Origin of the sequence: Nocardioides sp. LMS-CY (genome assembly GCF_018732145.1) — a bacterium.
In the GTDB taxonomy this organism is placed as follows: domain Bacteria; phylum Actinomycetota; class Actinomycetes; order Propionibacteriales; family Nocardioidaceae; genus Nocardioides; species Nocardioides soli.
In genome coordinates, this window is record NZ_CP076104.1 from 703,527 (window position 1) to 728,373 (window position 24,847).

Annotated in this window: 25 protein-coding genes; 17 read left to right on the forward strand and 8 right to left on the reverse strand. The window is 73.0% G+C overall.

The window, feature by feature from the left end; translation table 11 throughout:
* The first annotated feature begins 683 nt into the window (after positions 1-683).
* The gene (locus KM427_RS03370) at positions 684-1,928 is read left to right on the forward strand and encodes an HNH endonuclease signature motif containing protein (protein WP_215526259.1); all 1,245 of its coding nucleotides are present in this window, start codon (positions 684-686) and stop codon (positions 1,926-1,928) included.
* Positions 1,929-2,093: 165 nt separating this feature from the next.
* On the opposite strand, the gene KM427_RS03375 is transcribed toward KM427_RS03370, so the two are convergent.
* From KM427_RS03375 to KM427_RS03390, 4 genes are read right to left on the reverse strand one after another with little or no spacing between them, the layout of a single operon-like run.
* Entirely contained in the window at positions 2,094-2,978 is an 885-nt protein-coding gene (locus KM427_RS03375) for a TIGR03620 family F420-dependent LLM class oxidoreductase (protein WP_215526260.1), read from the reverse strand.
* A complete protein-coding gene (locus tag KM427_RS03380) occupies positions 2,975-3,460 on the reverse strand; it encodes a nuclear transport factor 2 family protein (RefSeq protein ID WP_215526261.1) in 486 nt (161 codons plus the stop codon). The genes KM427_RS03375 and KM427_RS03380 overlap by 4 nt, the downstream gene beginning before the upstream one ends.
* A gap of 13 nt (positions 3,461-3,473) precedes the next feature.
* Positions 3,474-3,959, reverse strand: coding sequence for a MaoC family dehydratase (locus KM427_RS03385; protein WP_183592621.1), 486 nt, complete (start codon positions 3,957-3,959; stop codon positions 3,474-3,476).
* Complete coding sequence (locus KM427_RS03390) at positions 3,956-5,236, reverse strand: acetyl-CoA hydrolase/transferase family protein (RefSeq protein ID WP_215526262.1); 1,281 nt, start codon at positions 5,234-5,236, stop codon at positions 3,956-3,958. The genes KM427_RS03385 and KM427_RS03390 overlap by 4 nt, the downstream gene beginning before the upstream one ends.
* Before the next feature lie 185 nt (positions 5,237-5,421).
* On the opposite strand from KM427_RS03390, the gene KM427_RS03395 reads away from it, so the two are divergent.
* From KM427_RS03395 to KM427_RS03460, 14 genes are all read left to right on the forward strand, one after another.
* Complete coding sequence (locus tag KM427_RS03395; protein WP_183592623.1) at positions 5,422-6,309, forward strand: branched-chain amino acid ABC transporter permease; 888 nt, start codon at positions 5,422-5,424, stop codon at positions 6,307-6,309.
* A 19-nt stretch (positions 6,310-6,328) separates the two neighbouring features.
* Positions 6,329-7,252: a branched-chain amino acid ABC transporter permease gene (locus tag KM427_RS03400; RefSeq protein ID WP_183592624.1), complete on the forward strand. Its 924-nt coding sequence runs from the start codon at positions 6,329-6,331 to the stop codon at positions 7,250-7,252.
* Entirely contained in the window at positions 7,249-8,109 is an 861-nt protein-coding gene (locus KM427_RS03405) for an ABC transporter ATP-binding protein (protein ID WP_183592625.1), read from the forward strand. Before KM427_RS03400 ends, KM427_RS03405 begins: the two co-directional genes overlap by 4 nt.
* Positions 8,093-8,758, forward strand: coding sequence for an ABC transporter ATP-binding protein (locus KM427_RS03410; RefSeq protein ID WP_252275012.1), 666 nt, complete (start codon positions 8,093-8,095; stop codon positions 8,756-8,758). The genes KM427_RS03405 and KM427_RS03410 overlap by 17 nt, the downstream gene beginning before the upstream one ends.
* 49 nt (positions 8,759-8,807) lie before the next feature.
* Positions 8,808-9,725 (forward strand): SDR family NAD(P)-dependent oxidoreductase, encoded by a 918-nt coding sequence (locus KM427_RS03415; RefSeq protein ID WP_215526263.1) that lies wholly within the window; start codon positions 8,808-8,810, stop codon positions 9,723-9,725.
* Between the two features lie 12 nt (positions 9,726-9,737).
* Entirely contained in the window at positions 9,738-10,697 is a 960-nt protein-coding gene (locus KM427_RS03420; RefSeq protein WP_215526264.1) for a nuclear transport factor 2 family protein, read from the forward strand.
* An 88-nt stretch (positions 10,698-10,785) separates the two neighbouring features.
* A complete protein-coding gene (locus tag KM427_RS03425) occupies positions 10,786-11,955 on the forward strand; it encodes an acyl-CoA dehydrogenase family protein (protein WP_183592629.1) in 1,170 nt (389 codons plus the stop codon).
* A gap of 1 nt (position 11,956) precedes the next feature.
* Positions 11,957-12,766 (forward strand): SDR family NAD(P)-dependent oxidoreductase, encoded by an 810-nt coding sequence (locus tag KM427_RS03430; RefSeq protein WP_215526265.1) that lies wholly within the window; start codon positions 11,957-11,959, stop codon positions 12,764-12,766.
* Positions 12,767-12,776: 10 nt separating this feature from the next.
* Positions 12,777-13,958 carry a thiolase family protein gene (locus KM427_RS03435; RefSeq protein WP_215526266.1) on the forward strand — a complete coding sequence of 394 codons (1,182 nt, stop codon included), beginning with the start codon at positions 12,777-12,779 and terminating at the stop codon, positions 13,956-13,958.
* 4 nt (positions 13,959-13,962) lie between these two features.
* Positions 13,963-14,931 carry an amidohydrolase family protein gene (locus tag KM427_RS03440; protein ID WP_215526267.1) on the forward strand — a complete coding sequence of 323 codons (969 nt, stop codon included), beginning with the start codon at positions 13,963-13,965 and terminating at the stop codon, positions 14,929-14,931.
* Positions 14,928-16,499, forward strand: coding sequence for a class I adenylate-forming enzyme family protein (locus KM427_RS03445; RefSeq protein WP_215526268.1), 1,572 nt, complete (start codon positions 14,928-14,930; stop codon positions 16,497-16,499). The genes KM427_RS03440 and KM427_RS03445 overlap by 4 nt, the downstream gene beginning before the upstream one ends.
* On the forward strand, positions 16,496-17,380 hold the full coding sequence (locus KM427_RS03450; RefSeq protein WP_215526269.1) for an LLM class F420-dependent oxidoreductase: 885 nt from the start codon (positions 16,496-16,498) through the stop codon (positions 17,378-17,380). Before KM427_RS03445 ends, KM427_RS03450 begins: the two co-directional genes overlap by 4 nt.
* A gap of 1 nt (position 17,381) precedes the next feature.
* A complete protein-coding gene (locus KM427_RS03455; protein WP_215526270.1) occupies positions 17,382-18,134 on the forward strand; it encodes an SDR family NAD(P)-dependent oxidoreductase in 753 nt (250 codons plus the stop codon).
* Positions 18,135-18,159: 25 nt separating this feature from the next.
* Positions 18,160-19,422 carry a PucR family transcriptional regulator gene (locus KM427_RS03460; protein WP_252275014.1) on the forward strand — a complete coding sequence of 421 codons (1,263 nt, stop codon included), beginning with the start codon at positions 18,160-18,162 and terminating at the stop codon, positions 19,420-19,422.
* On the opposite strand, the gene KM427_RS03465 is transcribed toward KM427_RS03460, so the two are convergent.
* Positions 19,349-19,816, reverse strand: coding sequence for a PTS sugar transporter subunit IIA (locus KM427_RS03465; protein ID WP_215526271.1), 468 nt, complete (start codon positions 19,814-19,816; stop codon positions 19,349-19,351). The two genes, KM427_RS03460 and KM427_RS03465, sit on opposite strands and share 74 nt — an antisense overlap.
* Positions 19,817-19,896: 80 nt before the next feature.
* Complete coding sequence (locus KM427_RS03470) at positions 19,897-20,361, reverse strand: MarR family transcriptional regulator (protein ID WP_215526272.1); 465 nt, start codon at positions 20,359-20,361, stop codon at positions 19,897-19,899.
* Positions 20,362-20,510: 149 nt separating this feature from the next.
* Between KM427_RS03470 and KM427_RS03475 the strand changes: the two genes are divergently transcribed.
* On the forward strand, positions 20,511-21,947 hold the full coding sequence (locus KM427_RS03475) for an MFS transporter (protein ID WP_183592639.1): 1,437 nt from the start codon (positions 20,511-20,513) through the stop codon (positions 21,945-21,947).
* Positions 21,948-21,961: 14 nt separating this feature from the next.
* Here KM427_RS03475 and KM427_RS03480 read toward each other — a convergent pair whose 3' ends face one another.
* A complete protein-coding gene (locus tag KM427_RS03480) occupies positions 21,962-22,456 on the reverse strand; it encodes a nuclear transport factor 2 family protein (protein WP_215526273.1) in 495 nt (164 codons plus the stop codon).
* A gap of 41 nt (positions 22,457-22,497) precedes the next feature.
* A complete protein-coding gene (locus KM427_RS03485) occupies positions 22,498-23,868 on the reverse strand; it encodes an amidase (RefSeq protein ID WP_215526274.1) in 1,371 nt (456 codons plus the stop codon).
* 144 nt (positions 23,869-24,012) lie between these two features.
* Between KM427_RS03485 and KM427_RS03490 the strand changes: the two genes are divergently transcribed.
* Entirely contained in the window at positions 24,013-24,816 is an 804-nt protein-coding gene (locus tag KM427_RS03490; protein WP_215526275.1) for an IclR family transcriptional regulator, read from the forward strand.
* The last annotated feature ends 31 nt before the right edge of the window (positions 24,817-24,847 follow it).

A 24,847-nucleotide genomic window follows, 5' to 3' on the forward strand; every position in this document is an offset into this window, starting at 1 on the left:
AGCGCCTGTCTCGAAACCACAGTCCGGGTCGGACTGGGCCGTGTTGGGTACGTGGGTTTCGAGACGGTTGCTAGCGCAACCTCCTCAACCACCGTCCACGGGGGGCACGGTGGTTGAGGAAGGCGCGCTAGCGCCTGTCTCGAAACCACCTGGTCCGGGTTGGGGCTGGTGTCGGCGTCCTCCCGGAGGCGCCAGTGTGGGTGCGCATCCTCCGCCGTCAAGGGTCCGCTTCGCCGCTTCGCGCCCTTGACGGCTCCTCCCGCGCACCCGTTTGGCGCCTATCGGGACGACGCCGACCTGCGGTCGGGACGCGCGTTGGCTGGGTGGGTTTCGAGACGGTTGCTAGCGCAACCTCCTCAACCACCGTCGTCGGGGGTCACGGTGGTTGAGGAGGTTGCGCTAGCGCCTGTCTCGAAACCACCACCCAGCACCCGACCGACCGCATCCGCCGACGCAGCGGGGTTTCGAGACGGTTGCTAGCGCAACCTCCTCAACCACCGTCGCCGGGGGTCACGGTGGTTGAGGAAGGCGCGCTAGCGCCTGTCTCGAAACCACCCCTCCACAGACATCCGATCCGGGTGTGGAGAAGCGCCCCGGATCGTGACCTGTTCGTGACCCAGAACCCTGTGGAACAAGGGGATCCAGGGCCTTGAGTGTCGGTGGCGGGTGCTTGAGTAGTGGGCATGACAGCACAGGCCACGCCGCGACATCGGGTGTCGACGACGACCGCGCGGATGCGCGACCTGGCCGATGCCGTGGCCGATGCGTCGGTGTGGTCCATGGACCCCGCGGAGGCCGGCGCGACACTGGTCGAGCTGACCCGGCTGGCCGCGCAGGTCAGCGAGCTGCAGGCCCGGGTCGCCGCGCACGCCGACACGATTCACGTGGGCGCCGAGGTGGGTGCGTCCAGTGCGGCGAACTGGCTGGCCCACACCATCAAGACCACGCGGGCGGCGGCGTACGGCGCGGTGCGGCTCGGCCACGACCTCGAACAGCACGCGTCGACCCGTGAGGCGCTCGCGGCCGGGGACATCGACGTCGAGCAGGCGCGGGTGGTGGTTCGGTGGGTCGACCGACTCCCCGCCGACCTCGGCGCCGAGACCCTCGCCAAGGCCGAGGCGCATCTGCTGGCCGAGGCTCGTCATCACGACGCGAAGGCACTGGGTCGGCTGGGGCGGCGGCTGTGGGAGGTCATCGCCCCCGACGAGGCCGACGCCCACGAAGCCGACATCCTGCAACGGCAGGAGGCGGCCGCGCTGCGGGCGTGTTCGCTGACGATGGTCGACGACGGGGACGGGAAGACCCGGGGCCGGTTCACCCTGCCGACTTGCCACGCCGCCGCACTCAAGAAGATCCTGATGGCCCTGGCCGCCCCGAAGCACCTCGCGGCCACCCAGGGCCCCGGCATCGAGCGCAGGCCCGGACCCGAAGCACTCGGCCGGGCGCTGTGCGAGCTGATCGAGCGCTACCCGGTCGACCGACTGCCCCAGACCGGCGGGGTCAACGCCACCGTCGTGGTGGTCATCGACGAGGACTCCCTGATGGGTCGGCTGGAGAAGGCCGGGGTCCTGGACACCGGCGACCGGATCAGCCCCGGCATGGCGCGCCGGCTGGCGTGCGAGGCGGGGATCATCCCCGCCGTCCTCGGCGGCAACAGCGTTCCCCTGGACCTGGGTAGGCGGAGCCGCTACCACACCGAGCACCAACGGATCGCCATGTTCCTGCGCGACCGCGGCTGCCGCGCCGAAGGCTGCGACCGCACCACCGGACTCCACGCCCACCACCAACAGCACTGGGTCGACGGCGGCCACACCAACCTCCACGATGCCGTCCCCCTGTGCGCCTGGCACCACACGCTCATCCACGACCCCACCTACCAGACGACGTACCTCCCGACCGGGAAGATCCGATTCCACCGGCGAACGTGAGGGTCAGGCTCAGATTCGTCCTGGCTCCCCGAACTCGCTCGGGTCGACCACGGCGACAACTTCCTCACCACCACAGTGCTGGCTGGCCTGCGAGAGATCGCTGCGATCACCTGGCGCGCGACACCTTCCGGCAAGATCACGATCAACCGCGGCCGATCCGGCAGATCAGTGCAGCGCCGTGAAGAGCCGCTGCCAGTCCGCGACCGGCAGCGGCTGCTCCTGCCAGCCCGCCTCCCGGTCGAGCATCTGCACGGCGACGTGGTCGGCCCCGGCCGCCAGGTGCTCCCGGAGCCGGGCCGCGACCCGCTCCGGGTCGCCCCACATCACGAGTGCGTCGACCAGTCGGTCCGAGCCGCCGTCGGCGGCGTCGTCCTCGGTGAAGCCCAGGCGCAGCCAGCTGTTCACGTAGTTCGGCTGGCCGAGGTACATCGCGAGGTGGCGCCGGGCCACGGCCCGGGCGGTGTCGGGGTTGGCGTCGAGCACGACCATCTGGGTCGGGGCCAGGAAGGCGTCGGGGCCGAGGATCCGTCGTGCGTCGGCGGTGTGGTCGACGGTGGTCAGATAGGGGTGCGCGCCGGCGGCGCGGGTGGCCGCGAGCTCGAGCATCTTCGGTCCGAGTGCGGCGAGGACGCGGCTGTGCCGCCCGACGGTCACCGGGCCCGTCGCGTCGAGGCCGTCGAGGTAGGTGCGCAACTGGGTGAGCGGTCGCCGGTAGCGTCCGGCGGCGCCCCGGTCGACGAGCTGGGCGTGGCTCACGCCGAGGCCGAGCAGGAAACGGTGCCGGTCGGAGTCGGGGAGCGACCGTACGCCGGTCGCCACGTCGTCGGGAGACATGGTCCAGATGCTCAGGATGCCGGTGGCCACGGTCACCCGGGAGGTCGCGCCGAGCAGGTCCGCCACCCGCTCGAACGGGTCGGACAGCCCGCCGGTCATCCAGAGCGCCGAGCAGCCGGCCTCCTCGAGTGCGGCTGCGGCCTCGACGGCGGCGGCGCGCTCGCGCAGGCGCAGCCCGCTCGACCAGGCGCCCCACGGGCCGGTCGGCAGGCTCACGAGGCGTCCGCGTCGACGGAGAGCACCGAGCCGTGCGCGAGGTCGGCGACCCACGAGGCGAAGCGCCAGCCGTCCTCGGTGCGGACGAACTCGCCGACGTACTCACCGACGACGACGTGGCTGCCGCCGCTGCGGCGGTAGTAGGCGGTCCCCTTGAACCGTCCCGACGCCCGGTCGCCGTCGACCTCGACGACGCTGTTGGTGAAGGTGTGCAGGATCCAGGGCATCGACGTCTGCAGCCGGACGAACTGCTCGCGGATCTCGCCACGACCGCGGCACGGCGGTCGCGCGGCGTTGATGCAGTAGACGCCGTCGGCGACCCACAGCTCGGCGAGGGCGTCCGGGTCGGCGTGGCTCGGCCCGGCCCAGCCGCCGTCGCACAGCGAGTGGTACCGCGCGGCCAGGGCCTCGATGGCGCGGACGTCCTCCAGTTCGGTGAGCCGGGACTCGAGGGAGTCGAGCCGCTCCTCCAACGTCGTCATGGATGCTCCTCCGTCAGGCCTGGGCCGGCTCGCCCTCGGGCAGGAACCTGACCAGGGCCGAGCGCACCGCCCGGCAGACCAGGACGCCGTCCTGGTTCAGGCCCCGGTGCTCGAGGGTGACGATGCCCTGCCCCGGCCGCGACGCCGACGGCCGCTTGTCCTTGATCTCGGTCTCGCAGTAGAGCGTGTCGCCGATGAAGACCGGAGCGGGGAACGCGATCTCCTGGAAGCCGAGGTTGGCGATGGTCGTCTTCTGGGTCAGGTCGGGCACGCCGATGCTGCACACGATGCCCATCGTCAGCAGGCTGTTGACCAGGCGCTGCCCGAACTCCGACTCGGCGGACTTCACGGCGTCGAGGTGCAGCGTCTGGGTGTTGAGCGTGATGCTGCAGAACAGCACGTTGTCGGCCTCGGTGATGGTCCGGCCGGGCTCGTGCCGGTAGACGTCACCCGGCACCATCTCCTCGTAGTAGCGGCCGCGTCGGGTGTGGACGGTCATCGGTCCTCCTGGGGGTCGGTGAGCAGCTCGGCTCGGTGATCGGGGTGGGCGACGGAGACGAGCGCCTCGGTGCGCTCGGCCTCGGTGCGGCCGCGGAGCCAGGCCACGCCGTGCTCCGTGACGACGACGTCGGGGGTGTGTCGGGCCAGGCTCACCACGTCGGCGCCGAGGCGCCGGACGATCCTGCTGTGCCGGCCGTCGGGCGTGGTCGACGACAGGGCGATCACGGAGAGGCCGCCGTCGGACCCGAAGCCGGCCTCGACGAAGTCCGCGCTGCCGCCGATGCCCGACACCTGGCGCCGGCCCACGAGCTCGGAGCCCACCTGGCCGGCGAGGTCGACCTCGACGGCCGAGTTGATCGCGACGAGCCGGGGGATCGCGGCCAGCGCCCGGGGCGCGTGCGAGATCCGGCTGTCGCGCATCACGATCGACGGGTTGCCGTCGGCGAAGTCCATCAGCGTCCGGGTGCCCATCAGCTCGGCCGCCGAGATCGCCGGGCGGTCGCCGATGTCGCTCCAGCGCAGGATGCCGCGCTCGAAGAGCGGCACCATCGCGTCGTTGGCCATCCCGACGAACCGCACCGCGCCGAGGTCGCTGCCGGCCAGGAAAGCCGTGAGCGCCTCGGGTACGGCGCCGATGCCGAGCTGGAGGGTGGGCGCCTCGGGCAGCAGGCCGAGGACGTGCTCGGCGACCCGGTCGCTCGTGGCGTCCCGGGGTGCAGCGGGGAAGTAGCACGCCGGCGTGTCCGCGTCGACGAGTACGTCGATCTGCGACACATGCACCATCGAGTCGCCGGTCGTGCGCGGCGTCTGCTCGTCGACCTCGGCGAGCACGAGGCCGGCCCGGGCGACGGCGTGGCAGACGTAGCTGGCCGACGGGCCGAGGCTGCACCAGCCGTTGCGGTCGGGCGGCGACACCCGGACCAGCGCGACCGACGTCGCCCACTCGTCGAGCAGCGCGGGCACGGCGGACCCGCGGGCCGGCACGTAGTCGACCTTCCCGGGCTCGAGCGCCGCGCGGGCCGGCCCGTAGGGGTGCCAGGTGCGGTAGCGGAGATGGCCGGCGGCGGCCGCGGGCAGGAACGGGTAGGCGCCGAGCTGGAGCCCGGAGTAGAGCGTCGGCCGGCCGAGCCCATCGGCGTGCTCGCCGAGCGCGGTGAGCAGGGTCTCGGGCGTCCCGCAGCCCGGCGCCGCGACGATGCTCGCCCCCGGCGCGATGCGGCGTACGGCGTCAGCGGCGCGCTGCGTGGAGAGGTGGCCCAGCACGGCGTCGAGCACCTCCCTCGGTGGCGGTCGGATCGACCCGACCTGGCCGATTCGTCGGCGTGACGCTAACCTTGCCCGAGATTTTAAGCAAGTGCTTGATTCATGTCTTGACAGGGGCCATGTGACGTGGCTTACTTCTCGTCAAGCGAGCGCTTGATTCAGCCCAGAACGCTGCTCGTGGGGACGGAGGACCGAACGTGCAACTGCTTGCCCAGCAGCTCGTCAATGGGATCGCGCTCGGGTCGATCTATGCCCTGTTCGCGATCGGATTCTCGCTGATCCTGGCGAAGATGGGCATCCTCAACGTGGCGCACGGGACGTTCGCCACGTGGGGTGCGCTGTCGTCGTACTGGCTGGTGTCCGAGCACGGCATGAACTTCTGGCTCGCGCTGGTGGCCGGCGTCGCGTTCGCCGGTCTGCTCGGCGTGCTGTCGGACCTGCTGGCGTTCGAGCCGCTACGGCGGCGCAACGCCGGGGTGTTCGCCCCGATCATCGCGAGCATCGGGATCTGGATCGTCCTGCTCACCCTCGCCGAAGCCTTCAGCGGCCCGGCGGCCACGAGCTACCCCACGGAGTCGGTGCCGACCGAGCCGATCCGGCTCTTCGGCCTGCTGATGCTCCCGGCCCAGGTGATCAGCGTCATCACGCTGGTTCTCGTGGTGACGGCGATCCACGTGCTGCTCACCCACACCCGGTTCGGTGCCGCGGTGCGGGCCGTGGCGGTCGACCCGCGCTCGGCCACCATCGTCGGCGTCAACGCGCGGCGCACCCTCGTCACGGTCGCCTTCCTCGCGGCGGCGATCGCCGGCCTGGCGGGCATCCTCGCCGCGCTGTCCGACAACAACGTCTCGTCCAGTCTCGGTGAAGCGCTCCTCCTGAAGGGCTTCGCCGCGGTCGTCGTCGGTGGCTACGGCGACATCCGCGGCGCCGCGCTCGTCGGTGTCGCCATCGGCGTGCTCGAGGTGCTGAGCGCCCAGTACATCTCCTCGGGCTTCCGCGACGCCATCACGTTCGGTGTCCTGCTGCTGGTCCTCGTCGTCCGGCCCCAGGGCCTGTTCGGCGAGCGACAGCTCGTCAGGGCTTGACCCCCGGAGAGGAAACCTCGTGAGCACAACGGCCTGGCTGACGACCCTGCAGTTCGCAGGGGTCAACGCCTTGTTCGCCCTCGCCATCTACGCCTCGCTCTGGACCGGAGTGCTGAGCCTCGCGCCGATCTTCTTCGGTGCCGTCAGCGCGTTCACGTTCGGCTACCTGGCCGGAGTCACGGGTCTCTCACCCGTGCTCTGCCTGATCATCGGCGTCGCCCTCGGTGCCGGTCTCGGTGCCGTCACCGCCGGCCTGCTGGTCCGGCTCGAGAGTCACTACCTGGCCATGGCGACGATCGCGATGGTGCTGATCGGGCGGGTGGTCATCCTCAACCTGCCCGAGTACACCGGCGGCGCCACCGGCACGCTCGTCCCCGGAGACCTGGGGACCTGGGCGTGGCTGATCGGCACGCTCGTGGTGGCGGGCTACGTGATGTCGCGCCTCGCCGGGTCGCGCTTCGGGCTGGCGGCCGACGCCGTCCGCGAGGACCCGGCGGTGGCCCAGACGCTGGCGATCTCGCCGCGCCGGATCCAGTTCGTGGGCTTCATGCTGTCGGGAGCGCTCGGCGGTGCCGCCGGCGTCTTCCAGGCGAGCTTCCTGCAGTACATCGGCCCCGACACCTTCTACACCCACCTCGGCTTCGTCAGCCTGGCGGCGGTCGTGCTCGGCGGCGCGTTCTACTGGCTCGGCCCGATCGTCGGAGCCGTCGTGTTCACGATCCTCCCCGAGCTGCTGCGCGAGCCGATGGGCGAGTACGACCGGGTCGTCACGGGCGTGCTGCTCGTGCTGATCATCATCTACATGCCCCGTGGCCTCGTCGACGTACGCCGGCTCCGGCTGCTCAAGGCGCGATGGTGGCGCTCGCGAGCGAGCTCGCCGTCGGACGACGGGCCCGAGCCCACCGACGTGGCCGGGCCGGCGCGAGCCGAGGCGGCCTCATGACCCAGCTGCTCCCCGACCGCGACACCGTTGAGCCGGGCACCGAGCTGGCGGTCGACATCGTCGGGCTGACCAAGGCATTCGGCGGCCTGCGGGCCGTCGACGACGTCACCATCCGGGTCCCGCGCGGCCGCATCCACGGCATCCTCGGGCCGAACGGCGCCGGCAAGACCACCGTGCTCAACATGGTCAGCGGATTCATCCAGGCCGACGCCGGTCGCATCGAGGTGTTCGGTGCGGACGTCACCCGGATGCAGCCCTTCCGGATCGCCCGGCAGGGTGTGGGCCGGACCTACCAGAACATCCGGTTGTTCCCGGGTCTGACCGTGCTCGAGACCGTCGTGGCCGGCGCCTACATGCAGCGCAGCTCGACGATCGCCGGGGCGATCCTGTTCAGTCCCGGCGAGCGCCGGGAGCGCCGCGAGATGCGCGAGCGGGCCACCGAGCTGCTGGACAAGGTCGGCGTCCGGGCGGGCTCGTCCGCGCTCGCCGAGACCCTGTCGTACGGCGACCAGCGCCGGGTCGAGATCGCCCGCGCCCTGGCGACGAACCCGCGGGTGCTGCTGCTCGACGAGCCGACCGCGGGCATGAACGACGCGGAGTCGGAGGAGGTCGGCCGCCTGCTGCTCGACCTCCGGGACCTCGGGCTGACCCTCATCCTCATCGAGCACAACATGCGGCTGGTCGAGGAGTTCTGCGAGTCGGTCTCGGTGATGAACTCTGGCGCGCTGCTGGCCGAAGGCGCACCCACGTGGTGCCTGGAACAGGACGACGTGAAGGAGGCCTACTTTGGGAAACGATCCGATGCTGCGCGTATCGCGACTCTCCGCCGCGCACGGCGCGGTGAAAGCGGTACGTGACGTCGACATCGAGGTCGCGCAGGGCACCCTGGTCGCCCTGATCGGCTCGAACGGCGCAGGCAAGACGACGACGCTCAACAGCATCGCCGGGCTGCACAAGCCGTCCGGCGGGTCGGTCCACGTCGGCGGTCGCGACATCACCGGCTGGTCCTGCCACAAGGTGGTCCGGTCGGGCGTCGCGCTGGTCGCGGAGGGCCGGCGGATCGCCCCGCCGCTGACCGTCGAGGAGAACCTCGAGCTCGCGGCGTACAGCGGCCGCAGCACCAAGGCCCAGCAGCGTGAGGAGCTGGCCCGGGTGTTCGACCTCTTTCCGAGGCTGGCCGAGCGGCGCAACCAGCTGGCGGCGTCGATGAGCGGCGGCGAGCAGCAGATGCTGGCCTTCGGCCGGGCGCTGATGACCCGCCCCGACGTCCTGCTCCTCGACGAGCCGTCGATGGGCCTGGCGCCGTCGATCGTCGACGTGCTGTTCGAGACCATCGAGACCCTGCACCTGGCCGGCGCCACGATCCTGCTCGTCGAGCAGAACGCCGAGCTCGCGCTCGCGGTCAGCGACCGCGTCTACGTGATGCAGCGGGGCCAGATCGTCTCCGACGGGACCGCGGAGGCAGTCCGCGGCCGGCCGGAGGTCATGTCCGCACTCTTCGGCTGACCACGCGTCGGCCGACCACGATCGACCACGAGAAGGAGCTTCCAACACGATGAGCGAGATCAGGCTGGACGGACGGGTGGCCGTCGTGACCGGTGCCGGACGCGGGCTCGGACGGGCGCACGCGCTGCTGCTCGGCGCGCGAGGCGCGGCCGTGGTGGTGAACGACGTCGGCGGGTCGCTCGACGGCGGCGGCGCCGAGGCCACCCCGGCGGAGCAGGTGGTCGAGGAGATCCGCGCCGCCGGCGGCACCGCGATCGTCGACACGACCGACGTGCGCACGCTCGACGGCGCGACCGAGATCGTCCGGCTCGCGACCGAGAGCTTCGGCCGCCTCGACATCCTGGTCAACAACGCCGGCATCCTGCGGGACCGGACGATGGCCAAGCTGACCCGCGAGGACGTCGACGCCGTGCTCGACGTCCACCTGCACGGCACGCTGTGGATGACCAAGGCCGCCTGGCCGGTGATGGTCGAGCAGGGATACGGCCGGATCGTGAACACGACGTCCGCGGCCGGCATCTTCGGCAACTTCGGCCAGACCAACTACGCCGCGGCCAAGGCCGGCATCTGGGGTGCGACCAAGACGCTCGCCCTGGAGGGCGCCCGACACGGGATCCAGGTCAACGCGATCGAGCCCGGTGCTCGCACCCGGATGACCGAGGACCTGCTCGGCGACCTCGCCGACCAGCTCGACCCCGTCCTGGTGGCGCCGCTGGTGGCGTGGCTGGCGGCGGAGGAGTGCCCGACGACGGGCGAGGTCTACAACGTCGGCGGCGGCCGGGTCGCCCGGGTCGTGGTGGCGCAGACCCCCGGCCTGTTCGCGCGCGACCTCTCCCCCGAGAGCCTGCGCGACGGCTGGGACGAGATCAACGACCCGGCCCGGGCCGAGGTGATGACGTCGTTCCAGCAGGAGCTGGCGGTGCTGGTGCAGATGCTCTCGGACGGCGACCGGGCGGGCGCGAGCTGACCGGAGCCAGTCATGACGACGACGCTCGACGCGGCCCTCGGCCTGATGGCCGAGCTCGACCGCAACGACGCGGACGGCGTACGGCGCTGGTTCGCGCCCGACGGGACGTGGTGGGTCGACACCGGGACCGATCGCGCGGCCGGTGACCCGGACGTCGACCCCGGACCGGACCGGCCGTGGCCGCTGCACGGCCTGATGCCGGCGCACGAGAAGTGCGACCTGCTGGCGTCGGTCCCGGAGCGCTTCCCCGGCGGCGTACGCCAGCTGGTCCGCCGCTCCTTCGCGGGCCGCGATGTCGCGGTGCTCGAGGTGGAGGGGGACGGGCTGTTCCTGGGGGAGCGGCCCTACCGGAACCGCTACTGCTTCGTGATGTCGGTCGCCGACGGGCTGGTCACCGGCCTGCGGGAGTACCTCGACACGGCGCACAGTGCTGCGGTCTTCGACGGCCGCAACCTCGACCGCCGGTCGGTCGCGCCGCCGCCCGACCGTGACGTGCTGCGCGACCTCGGCCCGTCGAGCCATCCCGCGGAGCGGCTGGCGGCGGAGTTCCTGGCCAGCCTGGAGGCCGCCGACGGCGACCGCCTCCTCGCGGTCTGCACGCCGGAGGCCACCTGGTGGGCCGACGGCGGCCGGCTGCGTACGGCGGGACCCGAGGCGCCGGCCGACCCCGACGCCGACCTCGTGGTCGTCGGGCGGGTGCCGGTGACGGCGCGGGCGCCGCGGATCGGCGGGCTGCGCACGACCTTCCCGGACGGCCTCGCGCTGCGGGCGCACCGCGTGGTCGTCGACGACGCGTACGACGAGAGCGGCCTGCTCGCCGTCGAGGTGCGAGGCCAGGGCGGGCACCGCGACGGCGGCACCTACCAGAACCGCTATGTCTTCGTGCTCCGGGCCGAGGGCGGCCGACTCGCCGAGATCCGCGAGTACTGCGACACCCGGCACGCCTTCGACGTCTACGGCATCGACCGCTGATGGCGGCCGGGCCGATCCATCGCAAGCAAGTGCTTGATAAGAATCAAGCACTTGCTTTACTCTCAGTGAGTGCAACAGGAGGTGGCAGGTGCGTGAGCTGCGCGATCCGGACCACGAGCTGATCGCCAAGGCGATCCGGGCTCGGGTCTCGGAGTTCGACGACGACTACTGGTCGGCGTGCGACCGGGAGCACCGGTTCCCCTGGGAGTTCTTCGACGCGATGGCGAAGGACGGCTGGGTCGGCGTCGCGATCCCGGAGCAGTACGGCGGCGGTGGGCGCGGGGTGACCGAGGCCGCGATCCTGCTCCGCGAGGTGGCCGCCTCCGGTGCGGCGATGAACGGCTGTACCGCGCTGCACATGAACGTCTTCGGCCTGCAGCCGGTGATCAAGTACGGCAACGAGCGGCTCAAGGAGACCTTCCTCCCGGCGGCCGCGGCGGGCGACCTGCACGTCGCGTTCGCGGTGACCGAGCCCGACGCCGGCACGGACACCTCGAAGATCAAGACCCGCGCGGTCCGCGACGGCGACGGGTGGCGGATCAGCGGTCAGAAGATCTGGACCAGCAAGGCGCTCGAGTCCTCGGTGGCGCTGATGCTGGCCCGGACGGCGCCCGCGCCCGACGACGAGGCCCGCCGGTTCGAGGGGCTCAGCCTCTTCCTGATCGACCTCGACCCCGAGCACGTCGACATCCGGCCGATCCCCAAGACCGGGCGCAACGCGGTCGCGACGTGCGAGACCTTCTACGACGACCTGCCGGTCGAGGGCTGGCGGCTCGTCGGCGAGGAGGGGAAGGGCTTCAAGCACATCCTCGCCGGGCTCAACGCCGAGCGGATCCTGATCGCGGCCGAGGCCACGGGGATCGGGTACGCCGCGCTGCGGCGGGCCACGGAGTACGCCAAGGTGCGGCGGGTCTTCGACCGCCCGATCGGCAGCAACCAGGCGCTCAGCCACCCGCTCGCCGACTCCCACGCCCGGCTGGAGGCGGCCTGGGAGATGACGCTGATCGCCGCGGGGCGTTGCGACGCCGGCCTGTCCTGCGGGGCCGAGGCGAACATCGCGAAGTACCTCGCCGCGGACGCCGGCTACGACGCCGCCGACCGGGCGATGCAGACCCACGGCGGACTCGGGTACGCGCTCGAGTACCACGTGGAGCGCTACTGGCGGGAGGCCCGCGTGATGCGGCTGGCGCCGATCAGCCAGGAGATGTCGCTCAACTTCATCGCCCAGCAGGTGCTGGGCCTGCCGAGGAGCTACTGACATGGAGGGCAAGCGGCTGGAGGGCCGGGTGGCGTACGTGCTCGGCGGCGGCAGCGACGGCCCGGCGCGCCCGGGTGAGGCGCTGCCGATGGGCAACGGACGGGCGATCGCGCTGCGCCTGGCGGCCGAGGGCGCGCTCGTCGTGGTGGGCGACAAGGACCTCGGACGGGCCCAGGCGACCGTCGACCACCTCGACGGGGCCGGGCTCGCGGTCGAGGTGGACGCCGCCGACCCGGAGTCGTGTGTCGCGGCCGTCCGCGCCGCGGTCGAGTTCGGCGACCGGCTCGACGTGGTCGTGTGCAACGTGGGCGTCTCCGGCCGCGAGCCGGTCAAGGTGCAGTCGCTCGACGACTGGGAGCTCGCCTCGGACGTCAACGTGCGCTCGCACTGGCTGACGGCCCAGGCTGCGCTGGTGCCGATGCTCGAGCAGGGGCGCGGGTGCTTCGCGTTCGTCGGCTCGACCGCCGGCGTGTTCAGCAGCCGCCGGTCGCTGTCCTACGAGGCCACCAAGGCCGCGCAGCTGGCCGTGATGCGTCACGTCGCCGTCCGGTACGCCGACCGGGGGATCCGCTCCAACGCCGTCGTGCTCGGCAACATCGACTCCGCCCTGGTGCGGCGCGAGTTCGGCGACGGCAACGGCGACGCCCGGGCGGCGGTCGTGCCGATGCGCCGAGAGGGTCGCCCCGAGGAGGCCGCCGGTGCCGTGGCCTTCCTGGTGAGCGACGACGCCGGTTACGTGACCGGCCAGAGCCTGCTGGTCGACGGCGGCGTGAGCGCCGCCTGGCCGATCCCACCGATCGTTTCGCAGTGAGGAGCTGTTCGTGAGCAAGGTCGTCGTCAGCGGTGTCGGGATGAGCCCGTTCGGGAAGTTCCTCGACACCTCGATGAAGGAGCTCGGCCGGGTCGCGGTCGACGCCGCGCTGGCCGATGCGGGCATCGGCGTCCGCGACGTGCAGGCGATGTTCTTCTCCAACGCCCTGGCCGGGCTGATCACCGGTCAGGAGTGCATCCGCGGCGAGGTCGTGGGCTACCCCCTCGGACTGGCCGGCATCCCGATCCACAACGTCGAGAACGCCTGCGCCTCGGGTGGCAACGCCCTGCACCTCGCCTGGATGGCGGTGGCGTCGGGCATGTACGACACCGTCCTCGCCCTCGGCGTCGAGAAGGCCAACCACGAGGACCGCCAGCGCACGTTCAGCGCGTACGCCGCCGGCATGGACGTCGATGCCGGCTTCGCCACCGGTGACGGAGCCGGCCAGGAGCGCAGCCCGTTCGTCGACCGCCAGGCCCGACTGGCCGGGATGCTCTTCGACGAGCGCGGCGTGACGATGGAGGGCCTGGCCCGGATCGCCTCCCGGTCGTTGGAGAGCGCACGCCTCAACCCCTTCGCCCACCGCCGGTTCGGTGCCTCCGTCGAGGACGTCCTGGCCTCGCGCGTCGTGGTCGAGCCGCTGACGGTGCTGATGAGCTCCCCGGTCAGCGACGGCGGGGCGGCCGTGGTCGTCACCAGCCGCCCCGAGGCCGTCGCCTCGCCGCGCGCGGTCGAGATCCTCGCCTCGCGGATGGCGACCCGGCCGCCCCAGGACCAGCCGGACGCGCCGAACGCCGTCGAGGCCTCGGCGCACGCGGCGTTCGAGCAGGCCGGGCTCGGGCCGGAGGACATGGACCTCGCCGAGGTGCACGACGCGTCGGTGGCCTACGAGCTGATGGCATGGACCGACGTCGGCCTGTGCCGGCCCGGCGACGAGCAGAAGTGGGCGATGGAGGGCGTCACCGAGGCCGACGGCGCGATGCCCGTCAACCGCTCCGGAGGTCTGGTCGGTCGTGGCCACGCCCTCGGCGCCAGCGGGCTCGCCCAGATCCACGACGTGGTGCAGCAGCTGCGCGGCGAGGCCGGCGAGCTCCAGCTGCTCGATCCGCGACGGGCCGTCGTGCAGATCGGTGGCGGGGTCGTCGACTGGCTGACCGCCGCGTCGAGCGTGCACGTGCTGGCGAGGGGCTGACCGGGTGTCGGACCTCGTCATCGACGCGCACCTGCACGTCTGGGACGCCTCCTGGCTCCCGGAGGGGCTGCGCCTCGCCTGGGCGCGGCAGGGCGCGGGCCGGCGGCTGCCCGAGCGCGACCCGCAGGAGATCCTCGCCCACGTCTCCCGCGGCCAGAGCGACCCCGAGGCCCGGCTGACGATGGCGGCCTTCGACCGGGCCGGCGTCAAGGCGGGCGTGGTGCCGGTCGTCGACTGGACCGTCGTGGGGGCCCCGGCCGGCGAGCACCTGCCGATCGCGAGCCTGAACGCCCGGTACGAGCAGCTCTGCGACGAGCACGAGGGCCGGCTCTACTTCGCGGCGGGCCTCGACCCGCGGCACGCGGACGCCCGCGCGCTCTTCGAGGCCGCGGTCGCCCATCCGCACTGCCGCGGCGTCAAGCTCTACCCGGCCGCGGGCTGGGACCTGCGCGACCCCGACCACGCCTGGCTGTTCGAGGCGCTCCGCGAGCGCGACCTGCCGGTCGTCGTGCACTGCAGCCCGCTCGGCGGCGACCCCCTCCAGACGATCCGCAGCCGCCCCGCCGAGATCGGCGCGCTGCTGGCGGCGTACCCCACGCTGCGGGTCTCCTTCGCGCACGCCGGCATCGAGGCGTGGTGGGCGGAGGCGCTCGACTGCGCGACCGGCTGGCAGCACGCCTACCTGGAGCTGTCCCTGTGGCAGCGGCTGGCGCAGCGGGACTACCCGGAGTTCCGGCGCCGGGTGCGCCTGATGAAGGAGCAGATCGGGGCGCATCGTCTGGTCTTCGGCTCCGACATCATCCGGGGTCCCCGGGAGGACCCCGAGGGCGACGAGTTGGTGCGGTGGATCAGCATGGTGCGAGACCTCGCGGCGCCGTACGACGGCGGCGCGCCGGTCCTCTCGGCCGAGGAGCTCGGGCTCCTCCTTGCTGGCAACGCAGTTCGGTTGTTCGACCTCAAGGAGCACTCATGACCGACTCGCTCGGAGCACTGTTCGCCAATGCCGGTCGCCGGTTCCACGGGAACGTCGCGATCGTCTCGCAGGGCCGTCAGCGGACCTTCGGCGAGGTGGTGGACCGCGGGTGGCGGCTCGCCCATGCACTCCGCGACCGTGGGGTCCGCCCCGGCCAGTCCGTGGCCGCGATGCTCGGCAACCGGGTCGAGTCCCTGGAGGTGTACGTCGGCCTCGCCCTGGGCGGCTTCACCGCGGTCCACGTCAACGACCGGCTCACCGCCGCCGAGGTCGACTACGTGCTGTCGGACTCCGGCGCGGTGGCGCTGGTGCACACCGACGGCGCGTCGCCCGTCGCCGCCGCCCTCACGACCACCGCGTCGCTTGCCGCGTGGCTCGCCGTCGACGACGCGCCGCCCGCCGGCGCCGAGTCGTTCGACGCCGCCCTCGGCGCCGCGGCCGCCGACCCGATCGAGGCCGACGTCCGGCCAGAGGACATCGCCCTCGTCGGCTACACGAGCGGGACCACCGGCTTCCCCAAGGGCGTCCTGGTCAGCCACCGCGCGGTCACGAACTGCATCAAGCTCGTGCCCTACGCCTACCGCTTCCCGCTCCAGGGCCACGCGGCGTTCCCCGGCGGCTGGTCCTTCGTCTCCGGCCTGTGGGGCGTGATCTTCCCGCACTTCTACACCGGCGGGACCGTCTCGTTCATCCCCGGCGCGACCCCCGACGAGTGGGGCCGGCACATGGTCGAGAACCGCTCGACGTTCACGCTCGGGCTCACTCCGCTCATCCCCGGCCTGATGGAGGCCCTGCGCCTGCACCCCGGGGCGCTCGACACGCTGCAGTCGGTGCTGCACTCCGGTGGACCACTGCCGCCCGAGCTCGCCTCGGACCTGGTCGAGCTCATCGACGACCGGCTGGTGGAGACCTACGGCATGACCGAGGTCGTCGGTCCGATCACGATCACCAACCGGAGCGACTGGCGCGGCCTCGGTGGTGCGCGGGACATCTTCGCCTCGGTGGGCCGGCCGCTGCCGACCTCGACGATGCGAGTGGCGAACCCGGACGGGGAGACGGTTCCGGACGGCGAGGTCGGCGAGCTCGTGATCGAGGCCGACACGATGTTCTCCGGCTACCACAACCAGCCGGAGAAGACCGCGGCCGCGCTCCGCGGCGACGAGTACTTCACCGGCGACCTCGGCTTCCGCGACGAGGCCGGCTACTTCTACCTGACCGGCCGTGCCCAGGACCTCATCATCAGCGGCGGCGCCAACGTCTATCCGGCCGAGGTCGAGCGGGTCCTGGTGCAGATGGACGAGATCGTCGACGCCTCCGTCTTCGGCCTGCCCGACGAGCGGTGGGGCGAGGCGGTCTCCGCCGCCGTGGTGCTGCGGACCGGCGCCGAGGTGAGCGCGGACGACGTCCGCGCCTTCGCCCGCACCCAGCTGGCCGGCTACAAGAAGCCGGTGCACGTCTTCTTCCTCGCCGAGCTGCCCCGCAACTCCGGCATGAAGGTGATGAAGCACGTGCTCAAGGAGCAGCTGGCCGGTGCGGTCGGCACGGACACGACAGAGGTGATGGCATGAACCTGGGCATCAGTGAGCTCTTCCCGGGCGCCGGACCGCGCGACGGCCGGTGGTCGATGGACGCCGCGCAGCTGATCGAGGAGATCGGCTACCACTCCGTGTGGCTCCCCGAGCACGTCGTCTTCTTCCCCAGCTACCGCTCCCAGTACCCCTACGAGTCCGGCGGCGCCCAGGAGGTGCACCGGATGCTCGGCGTGCACGACCCGCTGGTGCTCGCCTCGGCCATCGCGGCCGCGACGACGACCCTGCGGATCGGGACCTACGTCTTCGTGGTGCCGCAGCGCAACCCGATCGTCACCGCCCGCCAGGTCGCCAGCGTCGACCAGCTCAGCGGGGGCCGCTTCGAGTTCGGCGTCGGCGTCGGCTGGTCCGAGGAGGAGTACACCGCGCTCGACGTGCCCTTCGAGCGGCGTGGTGAGCGGATGAACGAGTACCTCGCGGCGATCCGCGAGCTGTGGGCCGAGGAGGAGCTGACGTCGTTCTCCGGCGAATTCGTCGAGTTCGAGCCGCTCTACTGCTTCCCGAAGCCCGCCCAGCCGCGGCTGCCGATCATCGTCGGCGGCAACAGTCGCGCCACCCTCGAGCGGATCGTGAAGTACGGCGACGGGTGGGCCGGGTACAGCCGCACCCACGAGGACATCAAGGTCTTCACCGAGAAGCTCTCGGTCGCCATGGAGGCAGCCGGTCGCGACATGTCCGAGCTCTCGCTCAAGGTCGGCCGGCGCAGCAAGGGCACCACGGAGAAGGACTGGGAGGACGACCGCGCCTACATCGAGGAGGCCTTCCGTCTCGGCATCGACGAGGTCGTGGTCTCGCCCCGGATCGGCGACGACGACTACGAGAAGAAGATGCGCCGCTACGCCGAGATCGTCGGCCTCTGACATGGACCTGCAGCTGGACGGCCGGGTGGCCCTGGTGACCGGCTCGAGCGCCGGCATCGGCCGGGCGACCGCCCGGGCGCTCGCCGACGAGGGTGCGCACGTCGTGCTCGTCGCCCGGCGCCGCGCCCAGCTCGAGGAGCTGGCCGACGAGATCGCGGGGTCGGGCCGGGCACGCCCGGACGTCCTGGAGGCGGACCTCGTTGCGGCGGAGAGTGCCGACCGGGTCGCCGCCGCGGTGGCCGAGCGCCACGGTCGGCTCGACGTCCTGGTCAACGCCGCCGGTGCGGCGGAACAGGCGGGCGACGTGCTGACCGAGGAGCTCTGGTACCGGCAGTTCGAGCTGAACTTCCACGCCAAGCGTCGGCTCACCCAGGCGGTGCTCCCGATGCTGGAGGCGAGCGGCCAGGGCCGGGTGGTCAACTTCGTCGGGCTCCTGGAGCCCGCCGTCGTGTCCGCGGCCCAGGCCGCCGTCGCCGCCTGCATCCTGTGGTCGAAGGCGCTGGCGCGCACGGTCGCGGCGGCCGGGGTGACGGTCAACTGCGTGGCGCCGGGGCGCGTCGACAGCGAGCAGGTCCAGCGCGCCTTCCCGACCGCGGAGGGCCGCGAGGAGTTCATCCGCCGGCGGATCCCGGCCGGCCGGTTCGGGACCCCCGAGGAGGCCGCGGCCCTGGTGGCCTTCCTGGCGTCCGGACCCGCGTCGTACGTCACCGGCGACACCGTCAGCGTCGACGGCGGCATGCACTGGTCGATCTAGCGGTCGCCAGCCGGAGCTGAGCGAGGTGGCACGGCGCGCGGCCGACCACGGCCTGCGGCTCCCGGCGGGAGCGATCGCGGCCATGCGCGCCCAGCTGCCGCACGTGTCCGAGCGAGTCATGAGCGCCGTGATCAGCGAGGTCCCGAGCTACACGAACGCCTTCGACAGCCGGATGGCCGAGACGATCCGCAACGCCGTGGAGCTCGCGCTCGGCGGGTTCCTGTCGCTCGCGAGCGGCCGGCGGAGCACGGATCCGGGAGCGCCGGGAGCGCCGGCGGCGGCCGGCTCCTACCAGCTCGGCCGGGGCGAGGCGCGGAGCGGCCGGTCCACCGAGGCGCTGCTGGCGGCGTTCCGGATCGGTGCCCGGGTCGCCTGGCGCGAGCTGTCGACGGCGGCGGTGGCCAACCGGGTCGAGCCCGCCGTCCTCGTCGACTTCGCCGAGCTCGTGTTCGCCTACATCGACGAGCTCTCGGCCGCCGCCGTCGCCGGGCACGCCGACGAGCGCGCCACGCTGGGCCGGATCCGGCGGCGGCGCATGGAGCGGCTCGGTCGCGAGCTGCTCCTCGGCACCGGCGAGCAGGTGGTCGGAGCCGCCGCCGAGGAGGCCGGCTGGGCGATCCCGACGACCCTGACCGCCGTGCTGGTGCCCGAGGCGCACGCCCGGTCGGTGCTGGGCCTGCTGCCCGGCGGCACCCTGCAGCTGGACGAGGCCGCCGAGCTCGCCGACGGCACGACGCTGCTGCTCGTCCCCGACATGCACGACCGCCGGCGCGCGGTGCTGCTCCGCGCGCTCGGCGGCCACGACGCGACGGCCGGGCAGGCTGTGGCCTGGCTCGACGTACGCCGGTCCTACGAGCGCGCGTCGCGCGCCCGGCGACTCGGCCTCGGGCCGGACACCGACCTCCACCTCGCCGAGCTGGTGCTGACCTCGGACGCCCGGGCCCGCGAGGACCTCCGGGTCCGGGTGCTCGCGCCGCTCGCCGAGGTCCGGCCGGCCACCGCGGAGAAGCTGGTCGAGACGCTGCGGGCCTGGCTCCGTCACCAGGGACGACGCGAGGGTGTCGCGGCGGAGCTGGTCGTCCATCCGCAGACCGTCCGGTACCGGATGGCCCAGCTGCGCGACCTCTACGGCGACCGCCTGGACGACCCCGACGAGGTGCTCGCGATGACCGTCGCGCTGGGGATGCCCGCGCGGCCGGTGCCGGGCGGTCGGGTCAGTGCTGCGCGACCGCCGAGCCGACCAGGTCGGCCAGCGCCCCGGGCGTCTCCGCCTCGGCCAGATCGGTGACGAACGCCGGCAGCACGCACGCGGTCGCGAGCCTCTGCAGCAGCTCGAGGTAGCCGGGGGAGTCGTCGCCCGGCGCCGCGATCAGCAGCACCAGCCGGACCGGGTCGGAGTCGGAGGCGAACGAGACCGGATCGGGCAGGCGGCCGGCCGCCACCGACGGCGCGGTCACGGCATGGCTGCGGGCGTGCGGCATCGCGATGCCGCCCGGCAGCACCGTCGAGCCGAGCGCCTCCCGGGCCAGCACCGCCTCGACGAAGACATCGAGGTCGCTGACCCGCCCGGCGTCCTCGAGGCGAGAGGCCAGCGAGTGGATGACCGCTGCGCTGTCGGAGCCGATCTCCTGGTCGACGGTGGCGAGCTCCGGCGCGGTGACCGGCGGGGGCGTGGCATCCATGACGCCCCGACCCTACGGTGCGCCGCGGGGTGCCCGGCAAGCCGCCGGTCCTCGTGGTGGGACGGCGACCGGGGCCGGGGTCAGTCCCGGCGGCGCCGCGGCGGCCGCCGCTCGTACGCGTCGTTGAACGCGCGCAGTCCGCTGATCAGCTCGCGCGCGGACGTCGCGCCCATCTCGGCGAGCACCGAGCGGAGCAGGTCGGCGTGCACGGCGGAGTCGTGCTCGTAGGACCTCCGGCCCGCCGTCGTACGGCGCACCGGCTTGCTCGGGCTGTCCGGCACCGAGAACCGCTCCAGCAGCCCCGCGCGCACGGCGGCGTTGACCTGCCGGTTGATCGTCGAGAGCTCGAGGTCGAGCTCCTCGGCCAGCTCGCGCAGCGTGCGCGGGCGCTCGTCGGCCAGCACCCAGAGCAGCTTGAACGCCGAGGTGTCGAGCTCGGTGCCCTCGATGCCGGCGTGCCGGCGCTTGCTGAAGCGCAGCAGCTCGTCGGCGAGGTCGTCGAGCAGCGATGCCTGCGCCCGGTCGGGGGCGGCCTTCCCGGCCATGGTCCTCCTTGCGTGTCCTGCGGATCAGGCGTGCCTGTGCTCCGCGGGGCCTCTACGTGATGGATGGTACCGCCGATGTGCAGAGTACATATGTATGATGCACATCGGCTCCGGACCCGGAGCCGCGCCGCAGCACGGACGGAGGGCGAGTGACGGACACGATCAAGACGACCGCGACTGCGGAGGAGGTCGAGCCGCTGGTCGACCAGGGACGACGCGCGGCGGCACTGACCGTCGTCGTCCTCTGCTTCAGCGGCATGAGCGTCGCCCTCATGCAGACGCTGGTCATCCCGATCCAGCCCGACCTGCCGGGCCTGCTGCACACCACCCCGGCCAACGCGTCATGGGTGGTGACCGCGACCCTGCTCGGCGGCGCGGTCGCGATGCCGATCGCCGGCCGCCTCGCCGACCTCTTCGGCAAGCAGCGGGTCCTGGTCGGCAGCTCGGTGCTGCTGTTCGCCGGCTCGCTGATCTGCGCGCTCTCCTCCAGCCTCGCGCCGGTGCTCGCCGGCCGGACCCTGCAGGGCCTGGCGATGGGGTTCATTCCGGTGGGCATCAGCCTGATGCGCGAGGTGGTGCCGCCCGCGATGGCGACGACCGCCGTCGCGGCGATGAGCGCGACGCTCGGCGTCGGCGGCGCGATCGGCCTGCCGCTGTCCGCCTGGATCGCCGAGAGCGGCGACTGGCACGGGCTCTTCTGGGTGGCGACCGGCCTGGCGCTGGTCGTCGGCCTCGGCACCTGGCTCCTGGTCCCGCACGTCCACGACGCCCACGAGGGCAGCTTCGACGTCGGCGGCGCGATCGGCCTCGCCGTCGGCCTGGTCGCCACGCTGGTCGGCGTCTCGAAGGGCAACGACTGGGGCTGGACCTCGGGCCGCACCGTCGGCTGCATCGCGGCGGGCGTGGTCGTGCTGCTGGTCTGGGGCTGGTACGAGCTGCGTCGCCGCGACCCGCTCTGCGACCTGCGGGTGACCGCTCGCCGTCCCGTGCTGCTCACCAACATCGCCGCGATCGTGATCGGCTTCGGGATGATGGCCCAGGCGATCGTCTTCCCGCAGCTGCTGCAGCTGCCGGAGTCCACGGGCTACGGGCTCGAGCAGTCGATCCTCGCCGCCGGCCTCTGGATGGCGCCCGGCGGCCTGATGATGCTGGCGCTCGCGCCCGTCTCGAGCTGGATCATGCGCACCTTCGGCGCCAAGTACGCGCTCGCGCTGGGGGCCTTCGTGCTCGGCGGGGGCTACCTGCTGTCGTTCTTCCTGATGGACGCGCCCTGGGAGATCCTGGTCGCGTCCGTCGTCTGCTCCGCGGGTGTCGGCATCGGGTACGCCGCGATGCCGACGCTCGTCATGGACGCCGTCCCGATGAACGAGGCCGCCTCGGCGGTCGGCATCAACGCCCTGATGCGCTCGGTCGGCACCACGATCGCCGCGGCCGTCATGGCCGCCGTGCTCACCGGGCTGACGATCAGCGGCACCGGGCTGCCGTCCGAGGACGCCTTCAAGGTCTGCTTCCTGGTCGCCACCGCGGCCGCGGTCCTCGGCGGCGTGCTGGCGCTGACCATCCCGAGGAGCGAGCGGAGCGCCTGAGCGGCGCGTGGGCGTCAGCCGCCGAAGGCCGCCATCCAGGCCTCGGCGGCAGGCGTCATCCGGTCGTGCTCCCGGGCCACCCGGCACCATTGCTGCGTGGCCCGCAGGAACGTCGCGGGGTTGTAGACGTCCTCCTCGCCCGACCACAGGCCGTCGCCGCCGTAGGTCAGGATCGTGAGGTTGCTGGCGCCGTGCGGCTGCCCGTCCCCGGGATCGTGCATCTCGTTGTAGACCTCGCAGACGATCCGGCCGCGCTCCTCGTCGACGACGTACCACGCGATCGGGAAGTGCGGCATCGCGCTGCCGGGGAAGGCCGACATGGTGCGGGTGATCCAGCGCCGGATCTCCTCGCGGCCGGTGAAGTCGCCGTACGCGTGCTCGCGGTACGTCGCGTCCTCGGTGAACAGGTCGGCGAACCGGGCCCAGTCGCCGCTGCCGGCGATCCGGTCGACCTCGTCCTGGTAGTCCTGGAAGGCGGTCTCGAGCTCCGCGCGGGAGAACTGCGTCATGCCGGGACTGTAGGCGGCCGCGGCGGAAATAGGAACACGTTCTAGTCGAGTGCTCCGGCCTCGATGGCGGCGGCGACCGCGAGCGCTCGGCGGTCGGCGCCCGGGCCGGCGACGACCTGGACGCCGACCGGCAGGCCGTCGACCGTGCCGGCCGGGATGCTCACCACCGGCAGGCCGGCGGCGTTGAACGGGCTGGTGAGCCGGGTGAGCGCGATCTCGACCGGCTGGTGCTCGCCGCCGACGGCCACCGTCGTCGCGCCGATGGGCGGGGCCGGCACCGCGACGGTCGGCAGCACCAGCACGTCGTGGTCGGCGAACAGGCCGAACAGCTGCGCGCTGGTGCGGGCGATGGTCGCCTCGGCGGCGGCCAGCTCGCGCGGCGTCGGCGCCGGCAGTGCCAGCAGCTCGGCCAGGTCCGCGCCGAAGAGGTCCGGCCGCTCGGCGTACGTCGGGCGGTGGCGGGCGCCCGCCTCGGCGAGGATCCGGGTGAGCAGCGCCTCGGCCGCGCCGGCCTCGCCGGCGACCTCGCGATCGCCCACCCGCAGGCCCGCGTCCACGGCCCGGCGGCGGGTCTCGGCGTACGCCGCGGCGACGCCGGCGTCGAGCGGGTGCGTCGGCCAGCCGGTGAGGAACGCGACGTCCAGACCGCGGACGTCGAGCTCCGGGTCGTCCTCCGGCGCGAGCGCCTCGGTGCGGGCGTCGGCCGGGTCGGGGCCCGCGATGGCGGCCACGATCGCGGCGGCGTCCTCGACCGTGCGGGCCAGGGCGCCGACGTGGTCGAGGGACGGCGCGAGCGGCATCACCCCGGCGAGGCTGACCCGGCCCCGGCCGGGCTTGTAGCCGACGCAGCCGCTCAGCGCGGCCGGGATCCGGACGCTGCCGGCGGTGTCGGTGCCGATCGCGCCGAGGCAGCTGCCGACCGCCACCGCGGCCGCCGACCCGCCGGACGAGCCGCCCGGGATGTGGTCGCGGCGATGCGGGTTGTGGGTCGGCCCGAGGCGGGCGCTGTCCGTCCGCCCGCCCCAGGCCAGCTCGTGGGTGGCGTGCTTGCCGAGTACGACCGCGCCGGCCGCCCGCAGCCGGGCCACGGCGGTCGCGTCGCGGTCCGGGACGTGGTCGAGCCAGCGCGGTGAGCCGTACGTCGTGCGCAGGCCCGCGGTGTCGACGATGTCCTTCACCCCGAGCGGTACGCCGTGCAGCGCCCCGAGCGGGGCGCCCCCGGCCACGGCCGCGTCGGCCGCGCGCGCCGCCGCCCGGGCGCCGTCGGCGTCGACGGTGGTCCAGGCGTGCACCGCCGGCTCGGTCTCCTCGATGCGGGCGAGGAAGTGCTCGGTGAGCTCGGTCGAGGTGCGCTCGCCGGTGCGGATCGCGTGTGCCGCGCCGACCAGGGTGAGGGCGTCGAGGCCGGTCATGCGGGGACTCCTCCGTGGGTGCGGGTCGGCGGGTGCGCGGGATCGTGGGCGGCGGATGCCTGAGCCGCAGATGCTCCGGGGCGCCGGGTGCCCCGTCAAACGGGTGTTCCATGACAGCGAACCCGGTTCCAGTACTGTCCGGGCATGGTCGCGAGGATCGCCGAGCCGGCGGGGGCGGGCGCCGCGGGGCTGGAGCGCGGCCTGTCCGTGCTGACCGCCCTTGCGGAGCACCGGCGCCCGCTCGGGCTGGTCGAGATCGCCCGCGCCACCGAGCTGAGCAAGAGCACCTGCCACCGCTACGTCGCCAGCCTCGTCGCGCTCGGCTACCTCGAGCAGGACCCCGAGACCCGCAAGTACGAGCTCGGTCCCGCGGCGATCGCTCTCGGCGTCGCGGCGGTGAGCTCGCTCGAGCTCACGAAGGTGGCCGGCCGCGCCCTCCAGGCGCTCGCCGACGAGACCAACCACACCGTCAGCATGGCCATCCTCGACGGTGCCGACATCGTGTACGTCGACCGCCGGCGGCCCACCCGCGCGGGGTTCCGGATCGAGCTGAACGTGCAGGTCGGCACGCGGCTGCCGGCGTACTGCACGTCGATGGGCAAGGCGCTCCTCGCCTACCGCGACCCCGCCGCGGTGCGGGCCGCGGTCGACCGGATCGACCTGGCCCGCCGGGGCCCGAAGACGATCACCGCCCGCGAGCAGCTCACCGCCGAGCTGGCCGAGGTACGGCGCACCGGGCTCGCCGTCAACGACGAGGAGCTGGCCGCCGGTCTCCGGTCGCTGGCGGTGCCGGTGCGCGACCACGGCGGCGGGGTGGTGGCGGCGGTGGGGATCGCGGTGCACCTGAGCGCCTGGAACGCGACCGTCGAGGCGGTCGTGGCCCGCCTGCAGACCCCGCTGCGGCGCACGGCGCAGGAGATCTCCCAGCGGATGGGGTACCTCGGGTGAGCGTTCCGGATCGCGGGACGCGGGGCCGTCC